Genomic DNA, 16,947 nt, shown 5'->3' with positions numbered 1-16,947 from the left:
AGGAGAATTCCATTAAGATGAAAGCTGCTCTGCTTGCCCTTGCGGTCAGCCTGCCTTTTGCCGGCAATGCCTGTGCCCAGACGGTCGCCGATGTGCATTTCCTGAGAGGTGATTTCGGCGCGATGGTGAGCGGTACGATCACCGGTGACGAGTATTTCGATTACCGCCTCGGCGCGTCGGGTGGGCAAGAGCTCTTTGCCGAGTTGATGATGAGTGACACCAACGGCAATGGAACGGTCTATTTCAACATCCTGCCGCCTGGCAGTGATGGGGTTGCGATCTTTAACGGTTCGATGGATGGCAATGTTGCCCGCGTTACCTTGCCCGAGGACGGGGACTACACGATCCGGGTCTATCTGATGGGCAATGACCGCGATGCGGGCAAGACGGTGGGGTATAATCTCGATCTTTCGATTCAGTAACGCGTGAAGACGGTTGGGAATGCCGGTTATTGCCGGCGCTAGGGGGCGTTGCCCCCCGCGCTCTGGCGAGCGCTCCCCCCAGGATATTTTCGGAAAGATGATGGTGATGCTTTTCAGCCCCAGCCAGGTAGGCTGGCCGGCAGCCGGTTGTCCCGGGTGGGCGTCTATCCAGGTTGGGGCAGCTTGTCGGTGACGAAGGGCCGGTGCTGCACCAGCAGCCACAGCATGGCGCAGAGGCTTCCCACCGTGATCATCAGCAGGCCGTAGCTTCCGATGAGCGCCTCGACATGGTTCGAGAGCGTTCAGAGCAGGCTTGCCGCGACATAGAGCGCCAGAGTGGCCAGGAGCAACGGCTTGCGGCGCGTCCGCTTGCTCAGCGGTCCCCAGAACAACAGGCCGACCGCGAAGGCAACCATGAAGGCGGCCAGCGTCAGGTTCACCATCGCGTGGCTGGTCTGGAAGGTTGCAGCCATCTGGGGCAGGGCCGGCAGGTAGAGGTCCATGGTCAGGGGCGGAAAGGCCCCGAGCGTGATCAGGAGCAGCAACAGGCCCCTCCTGCCCAGAACGGGCTGCTCGACAATCATTCTTGTCTCTCCAGAGATCTTTTTGTGCGCACGAATGCCGTCAAAAGCTCAACTGCTCGGGGACGATCCGGGAGGGTCTGACGTCAAGCGATTTGGGATTTGGGACCGGCGGAATAACCAACACCAACAGACCGGAGGCATTGGAACGCGCCGGAGCCATTTGATCAACGTCCAATCGGCACCAGAAATGGGCGGTCCGGGCATTGCCGGTCTGCGCGGCCGAACACGTGTCGCAGGGCAATCTGACCGATACGGTCGTCCTTGCGGGCGGGCGATTTCACTTTTCAACAAGAAACATCCGCCGATCAGTCTCTTGGGAAAATCGACCGAGCAACGCGCGAAATCTGGCGGTCTTGGAAAATCTGGTAGGCCCGGCAGGACTTGAACCCGCAACCAAAGCGTTATGAGCGCTCTGCTCTAACCAATTGAGCTACAGGCCCGCGCATCGGCATGGGTAGGGCCTGTCGCGGGCAGGGTCAAGAGGAAGCCGAGAGGGGATGAAAAAACCGAATTCGGTGGGATTCCTGTTCACAATACGGCGTTTGCCGCACGTGGACCTTGCGGCGCGCTTGGTCTATTCGGGCGGCAGACGAATCTGGGGATCGACATGGCGGAACAGAAAAACGGGCTGACCTATGCCCAGGCGGGCGTGGACATCGATGCGGGCAACGCGCTGGTGGAGCGAATCAAGCCGGCGGCAAAATCGACTGACCGGGCGGGTGTCATGGCCGGGCTCGGTGGTTTCGGTGGGCTGTTCGACCTGAAGGCGGCGGGTTACGACGATCCGGTGCTGGTCGCAGCGACCGATGGCGTCGGCACCAAGCTCAAGATCGCCATCGATACCGGTTACGTTTCGGGTGTGGGAATCGACCTCGTGGCGATGTGCGTCAACGACCTTGTGTGTCAGGGCGCCGAGCCGCTCTTCTTCCTCGACTATTTTGCCTGTGGCGCGCTTGACGTGGAGCGCGCGGCGCAGGTGGTCGAGGGCATCGCCGATGGGTGCCGCCAGTCTGGCTCGGCGCTGATCGGCGGCGAGACGGCGGAGATGCCGGGCATGTATGCATCGGAGGATTTCGACCTCGCGGGCTTCTCTGTCGGTGCGATGGAACGTGGCGCTGCATTGCCGGCGGGCGTGGCCGAGGGCGATCTGCTGCTCGGGCTGGCCTCGGCGGGCGTGCATTCCAACGGCTATTCGCTGGTGCGCAAGATCGTGGAGGTGCAGGGCCTTTCCTGGGACGACAAGGCGCCCTTTGCGGACGCGCCGCTGGGCGAGGCGCTGCTGGCGCCGACACGGATCTATGTGAATCAGGCGCTGGCCGCGATCCGTTCGGGCGGCGTGCACGGGATTGCGCATATCACCGGCGGCGGGCTGACCGAGAACCTGCCGCGCGTTTTGCCCGAGGGGCTTGGCTGCGCGGTGGACCTGTCCGCCTGGTCGCTGCCGCCGGTCTTCCAGTGGCTCGCGCAAGCGGGCGGGCTGGAGATTTCCGAACTGCTCAAGACCTTCAACTCCGGCATCGGCATGGTTCTGTTCGTCGATCCCGAGTGTGCCGAGGCGCTTGCCGGGTTGCTGGAAGAGCATGGCGAAACCGTCAATCGGATCGGTTCGGTCATCGTGGGCGAGGGCGTCACCTATAGCGGAGAGCTGAAGTGAAACGCGTCGCCATCCTGATCTCGGGGGGCGGCTCCAACATGGTTTCGCTCCTCGACAGCATGGAAGAGGCCGGACACCCGGCGCAGCCCTGCCTTGTCGCGTCGAACGACCCGAATGCCGGTGGGCTGGCCAAGGCCGCCGCGCGCGGGGTGCCGACGGCGGCGCTCGATCACCGTCCCTTCGGCAAGGATCGCGCGGCCTTCGAGGCTGAATTGCAGAAGATCATCGCGGCGCATGGCGCCGACATGATCTGCCTTGCCGGCTTCATGCGGGTTCTGACGGCCGGTTTCGTGACGCCGTGGTCCGGGCGGATGCTGAATATCCACCCCTCCTTGCTGCCGAAATATCGCGGGCTGCACACCCATAAGCGGGCGCTGGAGGCGGGCGATTCAGAGCATGGCTGCACGGTGCACGAGGTGACGCCGGAGCTCGATGACGGCCCGATTCTCGGCCAGGCGCGGGTGCCGGTGGAGCCGGGCGACACGCCCGAGACGCTTGCAGCGCGGGTGCTGGTGATGGAGCACAAGCTATACCCGGCGGTTCTGCGGCGATACGCGGCGGGCGACCGAACGCCAGTAACGCTTCCGTGACACTTCCAAACCGCGGTCATTGACGATAAGACAACCGGAACGGGCAGAAAAGCCGTTCCGGCAAACCAATAAAGAGTCGCCTTGCATGCGTATTTTGACCACGACCGAAGAGCTTGCCGCATTCTGTGAGCAGGCCAAGGACGGTCCCTATGTCACGCTGGACACAGAATTTCTTCGTGAAAGAACATATTACAGCAAGCTCTGCCTGATCCAGATGGCGTTGCCGGGCGATGACGGAGAGGCGGTGTTGATCGACCCGATCGAGGCCGGCGAGGCGTTCTCGCTGGAACCGCTCTACGATCTGTTCCGCAATACCTCGGTGGTGAAGGTCTTCCACGCCGCGCGGCAGGACCTGGAGATTTTCTTCCACGAGGGCAATGTTTTTCCCGAGCCGCTTTTCGACACGCAGGTTGCCGCCATGGTCTGCGGCTTCGGCGAGCAGGTGGGCTATGAGACGCTGGTGCGCAAGATCGTGCGCGGCTCGGTCGACAAGTCCTCGCGCTTCACCGACTGGTCGCGCCGGCCGCTCTCGGATGCGCAGCAGAATTATGCGCTGGCCGATGTGACCTATCTGCGCGGAATTTACGAATTTCTTGCGGCGCAACTTGAAAAAAGCGGCAGAACCCATTGGTTGGGAGAGGAACTTTCTGTTCTGACCGATCCCGCCACCTATCGCGTGGTGCCGCAGGATGCCTGGAAACGGGTCAAGACGCGGACCAATTCGGGCAAGTTTCTCGCCATCGTTCGCGAGCTGGCGCGTTTCCGCGAAATCTATGCGCAGGAGCGTAATATCCCGCGCAACCGGGTCTTCAAGGACGATGCGCTGCTGGAGCTGGCCTCGACCAAGCCGAGCAATGTGCAGGAGCTCGGAAAATCCCGGATGCTGCTGCGCGATGCCCGCAAGGGCGCGATTGCCGACGGCATTCTTGCCGCAATCGCGGCCGGTCTTGCCACCCAGCCCGAGGACTGCCCGAAGCCGGATACCAGCCGGGACAAGCTGCAGGTCAATCCGGCGCTGGCCGACCTGCTGCGGGTGCTGCTGAAGGCAAAGTCGGAATCATCCTCGGTGGCGCAGAAACTGATCGCCACCTCGGCCGATCTGGACCTGATCGCTTCCGGTCGGCGCGACGTTGCCGCACTCAAGGGATGGCGAGAGGAAGTCTTTGGCGCCGATGCGCTGCGGTTGTGCGAGGGAAAGATCGCGCTGGCCGCCGATGGGGCGAATGTTCGCGTGATCGAGCTCTGAGGCACCACCTGCGGCCTCGAAACCCATGTTCCAAGGCGGCGACGGGTGAGTCCGTTTCGAAGCGAATTGGCCTAGCGGTTCGAACTGCGCTGGTTGTTCTGACCGATGACCCGGATCGTGCGCACGCCGCGAAGCGTCTGATCGCTCAGGAACGTGCCTGCGGAAACCTCACGTGACGCCGTGTTGACAACGTTGCGCTGCTGGCGCGGCGGCGCGATGACAAACTCGAGCTGGATCACGCCATCCTTGGGGGCGACAGCGCCGGTCTCCGTCTTGTAAGTCGAGATCAGGTCGGCATTCCAATAGCCTTGGGTCGGCGGCAGGCCGACGGCGGTAACGATTGCCCCGCCCGGCACCTGGTCGATCTGCATGGAGGTCACCTGGCTGACGAGATTGCGCGGGTCCACGTCGGAGGGGTAGCCCTTGCGTGGCTCAAGAGTCCCGGACTGGCTTCCGCTGAACCATCCCCAGTTCGTGGGGTTGTAGCGGGACTGGCACCCGGTCAGGACAAGCACGGCAACCAGGCCGGCAACAATCTGCACTTTCATTTCACGTCCTCGTCGGCCCGCATTCCTGCCCAACGGCTTAGCGAAATCATGTGCAATTGAAAACCCTGCCTGAACGCCTTGCCGTACTGGACGCCGCGACGCAGCGGCCTTAGGTAGTATCCCCAGAAAAGGAGCATTTGATGGCACAGGACGCATTCGAGGACATTGTCGAGACCTTCGAGTTCCTTGATGACTGGGAAGAGCGCTACCGGCATGTGATCGACCTTGGCAAGGCGATGCCGCCGCTTGAGGAATCGCTGCGCGTGCCAGCCACCAAGGTTGATGGCTGTGCCAGCCAGGTCTGGCTGGTGCCGGAGATCGAGGGGCAGGGTGGCGATGCCGTCTTTTCCTTTCGTGGCGACAGCGACGCGATGATCGTGCGCGGGCTGATCGCGATCCTGCTGGCGCTGTATTCGGGCCTCACCGCGCGCGAGGCGCTTGCCGTGGATGCGCCGTCCGAGCTGGCCCGGCTCGGGCTGAACGAGCATCTTTCTTCGCAGCGTTCCAATGGCTTGCGGGCCATGGTTCAACGTATCCGCGACCTGTCGGAGCGGAGCCTGGCTGCGTAAGCCCGCGCGCTCAGCGCGAGCTTGCCAATCGGCACTCGTAGCTTTTTCCGTCCGGATCCGGTTCGCGATAGGTCGCTTCCTCACCCTTGATCCAGATCGAGCGACCGAAGCTTCCCTCGTATTTCGAGCCCGACGCGGTGCGCACCAGCGATCCCGCATCCACGCTGTCGCCGCGTTCGAAACGGACGCTCGGCAGTTCGGTATCGAAATACGTCGTTACGACCTCGTTGGCCGGCGAGCCGCCGCAGCTCCAGAAATCGGTCCCGCGCGGTGGTTCCAGCATCCAGGTCGCCACAAGTACGCCTTCGCGGGTCAGGTAGCTTTCTTCAATGCAGGCGCGGCTGTCCTGTGCTTTCCAGCACTCATCGCGTCCCTTGATCCAGCCCCGCTGAAACCCACGCAGGGCGTCTTCGGCCCCGGCGGCGCCGGCATCGAGCCCGCGCGCCGCCTCCATCGCGGCGGAAAAACGCGCGGCGAGGCGGCGATCAAGTTCCGACAGCCGCGCATCGCCGCATATCAGGGTCTCGGTTTCGCTTGTTGCCGCACTGCAATCGAAGGAGGGGCCGTCCGCGGCCCAGGACGGACCGCATGCCAGCAGGGTCGAAAAGAATAATGAAATGGCTCGCATGATCATGTCTCGCGGAAAGGGTCGCCCTAGGCTTTGGGCGCGTCGAGTCGAAAGCCTAGCACGCGCGCGGCATCGATCAACCGGGCCGCTGCTGTGCAACAGAGGCAAGCGCAGATTGCAGGTCTCCGTATCCGGTGAAACGCCGTTCATAGGCCAGCCCCAGCCGCGCCGCGCATTCCTCCGCCTTCGCGTCCAGCGCCGGGTCGTTAACCTGGGCCTGGTAGACCAGCCGCCGGTAATGGGCGAAATAGCTGTGAATCAGGTCCGGATGGCGGTCCAGCCCAAGCGGGCGCCAGACAAAGGCATCGAACTGCCGCACGAGGAAATCAGTGAGATAGAAGCTGTCGATCTCGTCCGCCGCGCGTTCGGCAAAGCGCTCATTGCCTTCGAAAAAGCTGTAGCAATGCGGCCCCGCGATCATCTCGGCGCCGTGGCGCTCACAGACATCCGCCAGGTACCCACCGGTGCCGCAATCGGCATAGGCAACGAAAATCGTCTCGTAACGCTCTGATTTCTCTTTGATCATTGCCTCGACAGCTGGCGCGATGCGGTCCGGATGATTGTGCAGGATCGCCGGCAGGCAGGCCAGGTCCATATGCGTCCATCCGTTCGTCGCCTTGAGCGCCAGGATCTCGCGGGCAATCGCCCCGCAACCGATCACCAGCAACCGTGCCGCGCCGCCCGTATCGAGCGTCAGGCCCTGTTCCGTCAGGTCGCGGTCGGAGAGTGTCATTTGTCCTCTTTTCCCGGCCCCGGCCAGTGCCGCGCCTGCAGCAGTTTCAACCCGATCAGCACCACGAAGACAAGCCCGGCCCAGGGCGCGATACTTCTCCAGAAGACCGCCGCCACGCCGACAGTCACGGCGGCCAGCATGATGACAGCGACGAGCAGAATTATAAAGGTTTTCGGGGGCATGGCACACTCCTTTCCCCCGACATAAGAATTGGCGGGCGCGATGTCAGCCCGCGGCCATCTGATTGTGCTTGCGCGCGATGAATTTCTTGGCCGTCTCCACTGCAACGGCGGCATCGCGGCAATAGGCGTCCGCGCCGATGGCGCGGCCGAATTCCTCGTTCAGCGGCGCGCCGCCCACCAGCACGATGTAGTCACCGCGCTTGCCCTTCTCGTTGAGCGTGTCGATCACGACCTTCATGTAGGGCATTGTGGTGGTCAGCAGCGCCGACATCCCGAGAATATCGGCGTCTTCGGCTTCCAGCGCCTCCAGGTAGGCGTCGACGGAATTGTTGATGCCCAGATCGACCACTTCGAAGCCGGCACCCTCCATCATCATGGAGACGAGGTTCTTGCCGATATCGTGGATGTCGCCCTTCACCGTGCCGATCACCATCTTGCCCATGCGCGGCGCGCCGGTTTCGGCCAGAAGTGGCTTCAGGATCGCCATCCCGCCCTTCATCGCGTTGGCCGCAAGCAGCACTTCGGGCACGAACAGGATGCCATCGCGGAAGTCGTTGCCAACAATGGTCATGCCCGCCACCAGCGCCTCGGTCAGCACCTGGTAGGGCTGCCAGCCGCGTCCCAGCAGGATGTTGACGCCCTCCTCGATCTCCTCCTTGAGACCGTCATAGAGGTCGTCATGCATCTGCTGCACCAACTCCTCGTTGTCGAGTTCGGAAAGGATGATGTCGTCTTCTTCGTCGGACATTTCAGGACTCCTGGCAGAGCGGCGCCGGGGCGCCGGGGCTTTCGTTCACGTTTCCATGCAAGTCCATGTGCGGACGCGACGATTTGCGACATGCGCCGCGCCTCCACCGACCTCCGGAACTCTTCCTTGCGGTCGAGGCTTGCAGGATGTTCTCATTATGTTCTAGCATTCGATCATGTCGCATCAGGACCCGACCCATCTTCGCCCCGAACTTAGGCGCGGCCGTGCCGCCTTGTCCAATCGTCCGGGGCGATTCGAGGCGCATCAGCGCGAGGGTTTCGCGGATGGCTGGGCGGAGGAGGACCTGCCCCCGCCGTTGCGCACCGAGCTGCAGAGCGAAACGCCGCGCCGGATCATCACGCGAAACCAGTCGCCCGATATCGGCTTCGACCGGTCGGTGAACCCCTATCGGGGCTGCGAGCATGGCTGCATCTACTGCTTCGCCCGGCCAACCCATTCTTTCCTCGGCCTGTCGCCGGGGCTCGATTTCGAAACCCGGCTGACGGTGAAACCCAGTGCGCCGGAACTGTTGCGGGCCGAAATCTCTAAACCCCGCTACAAGGTGGCCCCGATCGCCTTTGGCACCAATACCGATGTCTACCAGCCGATCGAGCGCGAACAGCGGATCGCACGCGGCTGTTTCGAGGTCCTGCGGGACTTTCGTCATCCGTTCACGATCACAACCAAGGGCACGCTGATCGAACGCGACACCGACATCCTGGGCGAGATGGGCCGGGATGGTCTCGTTCGCGCTGCCATCTCCATCACGACGCTCGACGCGTCGCTGGCCCGGTCCATGGAGCCGCGCGTGCCATTGCCCGCGCGCCGTCTCAAGATCATCGAAACCCTCGCCCGGGCGGGCATCCCGACCATGGTCTCGCTCGCGCCAGTCATCCCAGGCCTGACCGACCACGAGATCGAGCCGATCCTGCAATCCGCCGCCAATGCCGGCGCCAGCGCGGCCATGATGATCCTGCTGCGCCTGCCGCTGGAGGTCTCGGGCCTGTTTCGCGAATGGCTTGAGCAGGCCCGCCCTCTGCGTGCTGACCGCGTGTTGAACCGCATCCGCGAAACCCATGGCGGCGCGGAATACGATTCCAGCTGGCAGACCCGCATGACGGGGCAGGGAACCTATGCCGAGCTTCTCCACCAACGCTTTCGCCTCTCCGTCAAACGCTTGCAATTGACCACAAGCCCGCCGCCTTTGCGTACGGACCTCTTTCGTGTGCCGCCCGCCAGTGGCGACCAGCTCAGCCTGTTTTGAGCCTCTCAAGGCTGCTTCCTGGAAGGAATAATCTCGCCGTAGGCACGATCCGCAGGATCGTATCAGCCGCGCCGCCGCCGCCGTGTCCGCGCCTCGGGGGCACCTTCGCCGGTGCCGTCGCTGGCCGAGGAGAACCCGCCAAGCGTCTCGGCGATCTGCTCTAGCGTCGGGCGCGGCCCGGTGGGCGTGCCCTCCAGCGCCGCCCGCATCGCCTTCAGGTGCTCGGTCGTGGTGCCGCAGCAGCCACCGATGATCTTCGCACCGGCATCCCGCGCCATCACCGCGTATTTTGCCATTAGCTCCGGCGTGCCGTCGTAATGGATGTGGCCATCCTGGTATTTCGGGATGCCCGCATTGCCCTTGGCGATCACCGGGATCTCCGGCCCCTGGGCAGTAAAGCCGAGTACCGTGCGCAACAGGTCGGAGGATCCGACGCCGCAATTGGCGCCAAAGGCAAGCGGCTTGTGCGCGAGCTTGTTCACCATGGTGACCATGTCGGCCGAGGTAACGCCCATCATCGTCCGGCCCGCGGTGTCGAAGCTCATCGTGCCGGCCCAGGGCATGCCGGCCAGCCGCGCGGCTTCGGCGGCGGCCTTGTATTCCTCAGGCGCCGAGATCGTCTCGACCCAGAGCACATCCGCGCCGCCCTCTTTCAGCCCCTCGGCCTGCTCGTGGAACATCTCCACGGCCAGTTCGTGGGTGAGCGGGCCCATAGGAGCCATGATTTCCCCGGTCGGCCCGACGGAGCCTGCCACGACAACCGGCCGCCCGGCCTTGTCGGCCACCTCGCGGCCAAGCTCGGCGCCCAGCCGGTTCAATTCGCGCACGCGGTCTTGCGCATCATGCAGCTTCAGCCGCGAGGCGTTGCCGCCGAACGTGTTGGTCAGGAAAATGTCCGACCCTGCATCGACCGGCCCCTGGTAGAGAGTCCGGATCCGGTCCGGGTGATCGGCGTTCCACAGCTCCGGCGCATCGCCCGATTGCAGGCCCATGTTGAACAGCGTCGTGCCCGTGGCGCCGTCGGCCATCAGCCAGTCGCGTGTCGAAAGCAGTTTGGATAGGGCGTCGGTCATGCTGTCTGTCCCACAGGAAAAAAGGGCCGAGTATATTTGGCTGGATGCGCGCTCTTCTCACGAACAGCGGCTGGACGCAAATTGATTGCGGTCATGATCTTCATGAGGCGCATGCAAAACGCGCCCCGCAACGAGGGCGCGTTCGGAGGGCCGATCTGACTTGCAGAACCGGAAAGAGGGTCACAGCATGGAGCGGATTTCGCCCTTTGACGCGCGCTCACGCGCCTCTACGAGAAACTCGCCCATGAGTTGGCGCACGCGCTCCTCCGTCCGTTCGCCCTTCAGGTCCGCCATCAGTTTGGCCAGAACGGCCTTTTCGCCGCCCTCTTCGAGATCGACGCGGATAATGTCCTTGGCGTAGCGCACCGCCTCCTCGGCCGTCATGCCCAACAGCGCAGCGGCCCAGAAGGCGATATGCTTGTTGCGCGAGGCCTGGGCCAGAAACTCCATTTCGGCGTCATGAACGAATTTCGCCTCATATGCAGCTTCGCGATCGTCAAAGGTGGTCATCGATACGGTCTCCCCCCGCTAATCTGTTGTGATTCCAATCTATGTAGTCGCGCGGGGCTTGCCTAGTGGGACCCGCCGCCCGTGCCTGCGATTTCCCGTCACTCCCCGCGCCCGAAGAGCTCGGCCAGCCTTATCGCCGCGGCGACCTTGTCCTGCTCGCTGCGATCTCCGGCCCGGATCATCCGGTGTGCCTCGGCCAGCGCGCCGTCGATATCGCCGCCCACGAGGCGCTCGGTGAGCTGGTCGAGCCATGCGACCTGTTGATCGGCCGGAAGGGCGGCTTCGACGGCCTCCACAAGCAGGCCCGTGACTTCCTCTTCCCAGTTCGGCTCCTGTGGCTCTTCGGACGGTGCGTGCGATGTTTCCGTGTCCCCTGCCGGCTGATCGAGCGGAAGCTCGGCCTGTGCCTCGTCGTCTTCGAGCTCCGGCGATGCGGGGTGGAGCTGCTCGCGCACGATCGCGTTCACCTCGGATAGTGGCCGTCCGCCGGCATCCTCCGACAGTTCGAGCGTGACAAGGCCCGGTTCCTGCGCCTCCGCGAACAGGTATTCGGGGTCCAGCCCGAGGGCCTCCAGGATGATCGACTGCCGAACCGGAGTCATGATCTCGGAATTGGCGGTGCCGGGGGCGGGCAGGCTGTCGGTTTCCAGCGGATGCGGCATTCCGCTGTCGGCGCCGTCCCAACGCGCCTCCGGAATGGCGCCATCCTTGCTGACGGAGACCGCGCGCCGCGTGACGCGTCCGTCCTGGTAGACATGGAAGGCGAAATGGGCGCCGGGATGGCGGCTGCCGGAATGGCGGAAATAGAAGATCTCGTCGCCCTTGAGCGCCTTGCTCAGCGCCTCGCAAAAGCCGGATGTGTCCCCGTCGCCTTCGCGAAATTCGATCAGGGTCAGGCCGGCTGCACCGAGCGGGCCGGTGAGGCGGACCGGCCCGCCATTGCTGGCGAACCCCATATCCGCCAGCACGATCCGTGCGAGCGGCGGCGGGGCGAGGGTGTCCGCGGGCTGAATGCGCAGTTTCGGGCCGCCGGAAGACGCATTTCTGGCGGTGCCGCCGCGCCCCAGCAGGCGGGACAGTATCCCGCGACGGGCAGGCGCCTCCGGGGCCGGCGTGGCGGGTCTTGCCGCTCGGACCTGGCCGATGGCTTCGGCTACCTCGGCCGGTGCGCGCGCCGTGAGCGCGAAGTCGATAAGCGCGAAATCTTCAGTCATCTGCCCGCACCCCCATCTGTTAATGCCTGTCACTCTTCCGGCCAGGCTGTTTCAAGCGTCTGTCACCACGGCGGGCGTGTCAACCGATCGCGCCGCATGAGGCACCATGCTTGCGACATGAGAGCCCATGCACTATAGGGCCAATCGGAACCGGCCGCGGGACGTCCCCGAATGGCCGATGAAAGGATCCCATGGCACGTCGCAAGAAAATATACGAGGGCAAGGCCAAGATTCTCTATGAAGGGCCCGAGCCGGGAACGCTCGTGCAATACTTCAAGGATGACACCACCGCCTTCAATGCCGAGAAGAAGGACGTGATCGAGGGCAAGGGGGTGCTCAATAACCGCCTGTCCGAGTTCTTCATGAAGGGGCTGAACGATATCGGGGTGCCGACGCACTTCATTAAGCGAATCAATATGCGCGAGCAACTCATTCGTTCCGTTGAGATTATTCCGCTTGAGGTTGTCGTGCGCAACGTCGCCGCCGGCTCGATCTCCAAGCGTCTGGGCATTGCCGAAGGCACGCCGCTGCCGCGCCCGATCGTGGAATTCTATTACAAGGACGATGCGCTAGGCGACCCGCTGGTCACCGAGGAGCATATCATCGCCTTTGGCTGGGCCACCCAGCAGGACATGGACGACATGGTCGCGCTGGCGCTCCGCGTGAACGACTTCATCTCGGGCATCATGATGGGTGTCGGAATCAAACTGGTCGATTTCAAGATCGAGATCGGACGAATCTGGGATGGCGATTTCATGCGCCTGGTCGTGGCCGACGAGATCAGCCCCGATTCCTGCCGCCTGTGGGATATGGAAACCGGTCAGAAGCTCGACAAGGACGTATTCCGGCGCGACCTCGGCAACCTTGCCGATGCCTATACCGAGGTGGCCAGGCGTCTTGGCGTTCTGCCGAACAACGCTACTCCGATTGGCAAGCCCACGCTGATCAATTGAAAGCCTGTGCTCCTCATCGGAGGGGCGCAGCCACGTAAGACTGGCAGAAGACTGAAGGACGAGCAGAAATGAAGGCCAAGGTTACCGTCATGCTGAAAACCGGCGTTCTGGATCCGCAGGGCGAGGCGGTGAAATCCGCGCTCGGCTCGCTGGGTTTCCAGGGCGTCGATGCCGTGCGTCAGGGCAAGGTGATCGAACTGGACCTCGCCGAGACCGATGCCGCCGCCGCCGAGATCGCGGTCAAGGAGATGTGCGAGAAGCTGCTCGCCAACACGGTGATCGAGAGCTACTCAATCGAGATTGCCTGATGCGGGCGGCTTTGCTGACAGGCTATCGCGCACCGCTCGAGATCGGCGTGCGCCCCGATCCCACGCCGCCGCCGGGGGGCGTGGTGCTCAGGGTGCTGGCCTGTGGCATCTGCAGGTCGGACTGGCATGTCTGGACCGGGGCGGACCCGGTTCGTTTGCCGCAGATCCCCGGCCATGAATATTGTGGCGAAGTGGTCGCCGTCGGGCAGGGCGTTTCGCAGTGGAAGCTCGGCGACCGTGTAATCGCGCCCTTCATTCTTGCTTGCGGCCATTGCCCGGCCTGTTCCAGTGGCCGGCAGACGATCTGTCCGGACCAGGCGCTCCCCGGCTTCACGCAGGATGGTGCCTATGCGGAACTGGTTGCCGTGCCATTTGCCGATACCAACCTGACCGCGCTGCCGCCCTGGATGGAGCCGGCGCTGGCTGCAGCCATGGGATGTCGCGTCACGACCGCGTGGCATGCGCTGACGGGGCGGGCCGCGATTGCCCCCGGCGAGTGGCTCGCGGTGTTCGGTGCCGGAGGTGTTGGCCTTTCCGTGACGATGCTTGGCAAGGCGCTCGGGGCAAAGGTCGTCGTTGTCGACGTGATCCAGGAGAAGCTCGACTACGCCATGCGCCTCGGCGCCGAGGCGGGCGTCAACGCGGCCTCGACCGATGCGGCCGCGGCGGTGCGGGACCTGACCGGCGGTGGGGCCGATGTCGCCATCGAGGCGCTCGGAATTGAAGAAACTACCGTAAGTGCGCTGAAATCCCTTGGTAAAATGGGGCGCATGGTTCAGGTCGGCATGCCGACCGGAGCGCATGCGACCATGCCGATCCCGATGGATGCCGTCTATTCCGGGCAACTCGCCGTCTTTGGCACCCGTGGCATGCCCGCCTGGCGCTACCCGAGTCTTTTGAGCCTGCTGGAGGCCTCGCAGCTCGATCTGTCGCCGCTGATCTCTCGTCGCGTCCGCCTCTCGGACGCCTCCGCCGAACTTTCCGCCTTTGACGGCCCGACGCCGCCGGGCGTTGCCGTCATCACCGATTTCCTGAGCTGAGGAGCCCGACCCACATGCGCGCTGCCGTCGTCACCTTCCCCGGATCCAATTGCGACCGCGACCTCGCCGTTGCCTTCGAAGCCGCCGGTTTCGAGGTTCACCGCGTCTGGCACCGCGACACGTCGCTGCCTGACGGGCTGGACGTGATCGGCCTGCCAGGCGGGTTTTCCTTTGGCGACTACCTGCGCTGCGGAGCGATCGCGGCCAACGCGCCGATCTGCCGGGAGGTGAAGGCCTTTGCCGAGCGCGGCGGCCATGTTCTGGGCATTTGCAATGGCTTCCAGGTTCTTCTTGAGACGGGGTTGCTGCCGGGCGCGCTGATGCGCAACGCCAACCTGCATTTCGTCTGCAAACCGGTCGGGCTACGGGTCGAGAACAACCAGTCCCCCTATACGTCGGGTTATGACGCGGGCGCGGAGATCACGATTCCGATCGCGCATCACGACGGCAATTACCAGGCTGATGCCGAGACCATCGCCCGGCTCGATGGCGACGGGCGCGTCGCCTTCCGCTACATCGACAACCCCAATGGCTCTGCCAGCGATATTGCCGGGATATTCTCGGCCAATCGGCGGGTGCTGGGGATGATGCCGCATCCGGAGCGCGCGATCGATCCGATGCATGGCGGGACCGATGGGCTGGCGATGTTCACCGCGCTCACGGAGATGCTGGCCGACGCCTGAGGCGATGTTTGTACGGGTTGAGGGTTTTGGCGGGGGGCGTTGCCCCCCACGCGCTCTGGCGAGCGCTCCCCCCCAGGATATTTTGGGTCAGAAGAAGACGCAACGAGTTCCGTGGTTTTTCTGGCGCCGCAGGCTGGCGGAATCGTGATCACATCCTGCTGTCACGCATGGCTCCGGTTGGGTGAGTTGCCTGCGCTATTCCCTTGGGTTTCGGTCCCTTATCGCCTAAGTTTCGTGCATGTCCATAACCCCGAACCTTCCTGATACGGTCGAGGAAAACACGCCATGGCGGCTGCGTGTCGTCGTGGTGCTGATCCTCGTTGCGGCGGGGGTGACTCTCTACGTTACCAACCTGTGGTTGAGCGACCGGTTTACCGAGACAACGCGGAACCGGGCAGAGCTGCGGCTTGCGCTCTATTCCGGTAACGTTATCAGCGAGTTGCAACGGACATCCGTGGTGCCGCTCCTGCTCGCGCAGGACCCGGCACTGATCGGGGCGCTGAATTCGGGCGATTTTACCCAGAGCTCGCAACGCCTGATCTCGTTTCGGGACGAGATCGGGGCGGCCTCGCTGATGATGCTGGATGCCGATGGACGGGTGGTGGCGGCGACGGATCGCAGCCAGCTTGGCTCGCCGCATCGCTCATCGCCCTATTTCATCGACGCGATCCGCTCCAATGACACCGTGTTCTCGCTGGTGGAGATGGACACGGGCGTAAAGGAGTTCACCTATTCGCGGCGCATTACCTCGGATCGCGAGGTGATCGGTGTGATCGTGGTCGAGGTCGACCTGCGGAAATTCGAGAGTTCCTGGGCGGGGATCGCGGATGCCGTGCTGGTGACAGATAGCGAGGGATCCATCATCCTGGCGACGGAGCCGCGCTGGCGCGGGCGCACGGTGGAAGAGGCGCTGGCGGCGCAATCGGCGCCTTCGGCCATCGCGCGGGCGCTGCACGCCACCACGGATTGGTCGCTGACCATGCCGGATGCCTATATCCTTGGTGAGGCGGTGATGCGCTCGGAGGCGCGGATTCCGTTCCAGGGCTGGCGGATTGTGGGTTTCACCACCTATGCCTCTGTGCGGGAGCGGGTGAACGGGGTTCTGGCGCTGGAGATAATGGGGTTTGCGCTGCTTCTGGCGGCGGCCTTCTATTTCATGAGCCGCAAGGCGCAATCGCGTTCGCGGCTGTTCCAGCGGGAATCGGCGGAGTTGCGTGTGCTCAACCAGAGGTTGCAACGCGAGATTGCCGAGCGGGAGCGGGCAGAGAAGAACCTGCAAGTGGCCGAGCAGACGCTGGCGCAGAGCTCCAAGCTGGCGGCACTCGGCGAGATGTCGGCCTCGGTCAGCCACGAGTTGAACCAGCCGCTCGCGGCGATGAAGACCTACCTGGCCGGCGCGCGGCTGTTGTTGCAGCGCAAGCGGACCGAGGAGGCGCTGAGTTCCTTCCAGCGGATAGACGACCTGATCGGACGGATGGGGGCGATCACGCGACAGCTCAAATCCTATGCCCGCAAGGGGGAGGAGGCCTTCGAGCCGCTGGACATGCGCGAGGCCGTGTCAGAGGGGCTGGCGATGATGGAGCCGCAGCTCAAGAGCCGCCGCGTCGCGATCAGCCGCACGATGCCGGCCCAGCCGGTCATGGTGATGTGCGACAGGCTTCGGCTGGAACAGGTCTTCATCAACCTGTTCCGCAATGCCATCGACGCGACCAAGGAGGCCGAGGAGCCGCAGATCGAGCTGATCCTGTCGGCCGGCGAGACCGCGATCCTGAGCGTGCACGACAATGGTCACGGAATTGCGGATCTGGAATCGCTCTTCGAACCCTTCTACACAACAAAACAACCCGGAGAGGGAGTCGGGCTGGGCCTGGCGATCTCCTCTGGGATCGTCAACGATTTCGGTGGCCGCCTGACTGCCTGGAACGGCCCGGATGGCGGCGCCGTTTTCGAAGTTCAGCTGCCGATCCTGAAGGCGAAGCGGGAGGCGGCAGAGTAATG

20 protein-coding genes and 1 tRNA gene are annotated in these 16,947 nt (G+C 63.7%); 11 read left to right on the top strand and 10 right to left on the bottom strand.

All coding sequences use genetic code 11. The annotated features are described in order from the left end of the window. Nucleotides 1-17 precede the first annotated feature (17 nt). Nucleotides 18-422, top strand: coding sequence for a hypothetical protein (locus BLR85_RS09910; protein WP_093154802.1), 405 nt, complete (start codon nucleotides 18-20; stop codon nucleotides 420-422). Nucleotides 423-724: 302 nt separating this feature from the next. Here BLR85_RS09910 and BLR85_RS09905 read toward each other — a convergent pair whose 3' ends face one another. Next, nucleotides 725-1,006, bottom strand: a complete 282-nt coding sequence (locus BLR85_RS09905; RefSeq protein ID WP_093154797.1) for an MFS transporter — start codon at nucleotides 1,004-1,006, stop codon at nucleotides 725-727. Nucleotides 1,007-1,369: 363 nt separating this feature from the next. Next, nucleotides 1,370-1,446: transfer RNA gene (locus BLR85_RS09900), tRNA-Ile, on the bottom strand. Nucleotides 1,447-1,613: 167 nt separating this feature from the next. Here BLR85_RS09900 and purM point away from each other — a divergent pair. The 3 genes from purM (at nucleotide 1,614) to rnd (ending at nucleotide 4,496) form a co-directional block, all read left to right on the top strand. Next, a complete protein-coding gene (gene purM / locus BLR85_RS09895) occupies nucleotides 1,614-2,660 on the top strand; it encodes a phosphoribosylformylglycinamidine cyclo-ligase (RefSeq protein WP_093154792.1) in 1,047 nt (348 codons plus the stop codon). Then, nucleotides 2,657-3,250, top strand: a complete 594-nt coding sequence (gene purN / locus BLR85_RS09890; RefSeq protein WP_093154787.1) for a phosphoribosylglycinamide formyltransferase — start codon at nucleotides 2,657-2,659, stop codon at nucleotides 3,248-3,250. The genes purM and purN overlap by 4 nt, the downstream gene beginning before the upstream one ends. A gap of 85 nt (nucleotides 3,251-3,335) precedes the next feature. Continuing rightward, complete coding sequence (gene rnd, locus BLR85_RS09885) at nucleotides 3,336-4,496, top strand: ribonuclease D (RefSeq protein WP_093154783.1); 1,161 nt, start codon at nucleotides 3,336-3,338, stop codon at nucleotides 4,494-4,496. A 71-nt stretch (nucleotides 4,497-4,567) separates the two neighbouring features. Here rnd and BLR85_RS09880 read toward each other — a convergent pair whose 3' ends face one another. Beyond that, a complete protein-coding gene (locus BLR85_RS09880) occupies nucleotides 4,568-5,044 on the bottom strand; it encodes a hypothetical protein (RefSeq protein ID WP_093154779.1) in 477 nt (158 codons plus the stop codon). 140 nt (nucleotides 5,045-5,184) lie between these two features. On the opposite strand from BLR85_RS09880, the gene BLR85_RS09875 reads away from it, so the two are divergent. Beyond that, entirely contained in the window at nucleotides 5,185-5,613 is a 429-nt protein-coding gene (locus BLR85_RS09875; RefSeq protein WP_093154774.1) for a SufE family protein, read from the top strand. A 10-nt stretch (nucleotides 5,614-5,623) separates the two neighbouring features. Here BLR85_RS09875 and BLR85_RS09870 read toward each other — a convergent pair whose 3' ends face one another. From BLR85_RS09870 to BLR85_RS09855, 4 genes are all read right to left on the bottom strand, one after another. Further along, nucleotides 5,624-6,241: an MliC family protein gene (locus BLR85_RS09870; RefSeq protein WP_244520677.1), complete on the bottom strand. Its 618-nt coding sequence runs from the start codon at nucleotides 6,239-6,241 to the stop codon at nucleotides 5,624-5,626. Between the two features lie 76 nt (nucleotides 6,242-6,317). Continuing rightward, on the bottom strand, nucleotides 6,318-6,974 hold the full coding sequence (locus BLR85_RS09865) for a DUF1638 domain-containing protein (protein ID WP_093154765.1): 657 nt from the start codon (nucleotides 6,972-6,974) through the stop codon (nucleotides 6,318-6,320). Next, nucleotides 6,971-7,156 carry a hypothetical protein gene (locus tag BLR85_RS09860; protein ID WP_093154760.1) on the bottom strand — a complete coding sequence of 62 codons (186 nt, stop codon included), beginning with the start codon at nucleotides 7,154-7,156 and terminating at the stop codon, nucleotides 6,971-6,973. Before BLR85_RS09860 ends, BLR85_RS09865 begins: the two co-directional genes overlap by 4 nt. 43 nt (nucleotides 7,157-7,199) lie before the next feature. Beyond that, nucleotides 7,200-7,904 (bottom strand): corrinoid protein, encoded by a 705-nt coding sequence (locus tag BLR85_RS09855; protein ID WP_093154756.1) that lies wholly within the window; start codon nucleotides 7,902-7,904, stop codon nucleotides 7,200-7,202. Between the two features lie 175 nt (nucleotides 7,905-8,079). Between BLR85_RS09855 and BLR85_RS09850 the strand changes: the two genes are divergently transcribed. After that, nucleotides 8,080-9,168 carry a PA0069 family radical SAM protein gene (locus tag BLR85_RS09850; protein ID WP_093154751.1) on the top strand — a complete coding sequence of 363 codons (1,089 nt, stop codon included), beginning with the start codon at nucleotides 8,080-8,082 and terminating at the stop codon, nucleotides 9,166-9,168. Nucleotides 9,169-9,230: 62 nt separating this feature from the next. On the opposite strand, the gene bmt is transcribed toward BLR85_RS09850, so the two are convergent. From bmt to BLR85_RS09835, 3 genes are all read right to left on the bottom strand, one after another. Continuing rightward, a complete protein-coding gene (gene bmt / locus BLR85_RS09845) occupies nucleotides 9,231-10,241 on the bottom strand; it encodes a betaine--homocysteine S-methyltransferase (protein WP_093154747.1) in 1,011 nt (336 codons plus the stop codon). A 180-nt stretch (nucleotides 10,242-10,421) separates the two neighbouring features. Further along, a complete protein-coding gene (locus BLR85_RS09840; protein ID WP_093154744.1) occupies nucleotides 10,422-10,751 on the bottom strand; it encodes a DUF1476 domain-containing protein in 330 nt (109 codons plus the stop codon). Nucleotides 10,752-10,849: 98 nt separating this feature from the next. Then, on the bottom strand, nucleotides 10,850-11,965 hold the full coding sequence (locus tag BLR85_RS09835) for a hypothetical protein (protein WP_093154740.1): 1,116 nt from the start codon (nucleotides 11,963-11,965) through the stop codon (nucleotides 10,850-10,852). A 191-nt stretch (nucleotides 11,966-12,156) separates the two neighbouring features. Between BLR85_RS09835 and purC the strand changes: the two genes are divergently transcribed. From purC to BLR85_RS09810, 5 genes are all read left to right on the top strand, one after another. Next, the gene (purC, locus tag BLR85_RS09830; protein WP_093154735.1) at nucleotides 12,157-12,918 is read left to right on the top strand and encodes a phosphoribosylaminoimidazolesuccinocarboxamide synthase; all 762 of its coding nucleotides are present in this window, start codon (nucleotides 12,157-12,159) and stop codon (nucleotides 12,916-12,918) included. Nucleotides 12,919-12,986: 68 nt separating this feature from the next. Then, nucleotides 12,987-13,226, top strand: coding sequence for a phosphoribosylformylglycinamidine synthase subunit PurS (purS, locus tag BLR85_RS09825; protein WP_093154731.1), 240 nt, complete (start codon nucleotides 12,987-12,989; stop codon nucleotides 13,224-13,226). Next, the gene (locus BLR85_RS09820) at nucleotides 13,226-14,266 is read left to right on the top strand and encodes a zinc-dependent alcohol dehydrogenase family protein (RefSeq protein WP_093154728.1); all 1,041 of its coding nucleotides are present in this window, start codon (nucleotides 13,226-13,228) and stop codon (nucleotides 14,264-14,266) included. Before purS ends, BLR85_RS09820 begins: the two co-directional genes overlap by 1 nt. Nucleotides 14,267-14,280: 14 nt before the next feature. Further along, nucleotides 14,281-14,949, top strand: coding sequence for a phosphoribosylformylglycinamidine synthase subunit PurQ (gene purQ, locus BLR85_RS09815; RefSeq protein ID WP_093154725.1), 669 nt, complete (start codon nucleotides 14,281-14,283; stop codon nucleotides 14,947-14,949). Between the two features lie 238 nt (nucleotides 14,950-15,187). Beyond that, complete coding sequence (locus BLR85_RS09810; RefSeq protein WP_093154722.1) at nucleotides 15,188-16,945, top strand: ATP-binding protein; 1,758 nt, start codon at nucleotides 15,188-15,190, stop codon at nucleotides 16,943-16,945. The last annotated feature ends 2 nt before the right edge of the window (nucleotides 16,946-16,947 follow it).

The sequence above is a fragment of the Aliiruegeria lutimaris genome, assembly GCF_900099935.1.
In the GTDB taxonomy this organism is placed as follows: domain Bacteria; phylum Pseudomonadota; class Alphaproteobacteria; order Rhodobacterales; family Rhodobacteraceae; genus Tropicimonas; species Tropicimonas lutimaris.
Note: the sequence above shows the minus strand (reverse complement) of the source record. Positions and strands in the feature narration are given on the sequence as shown.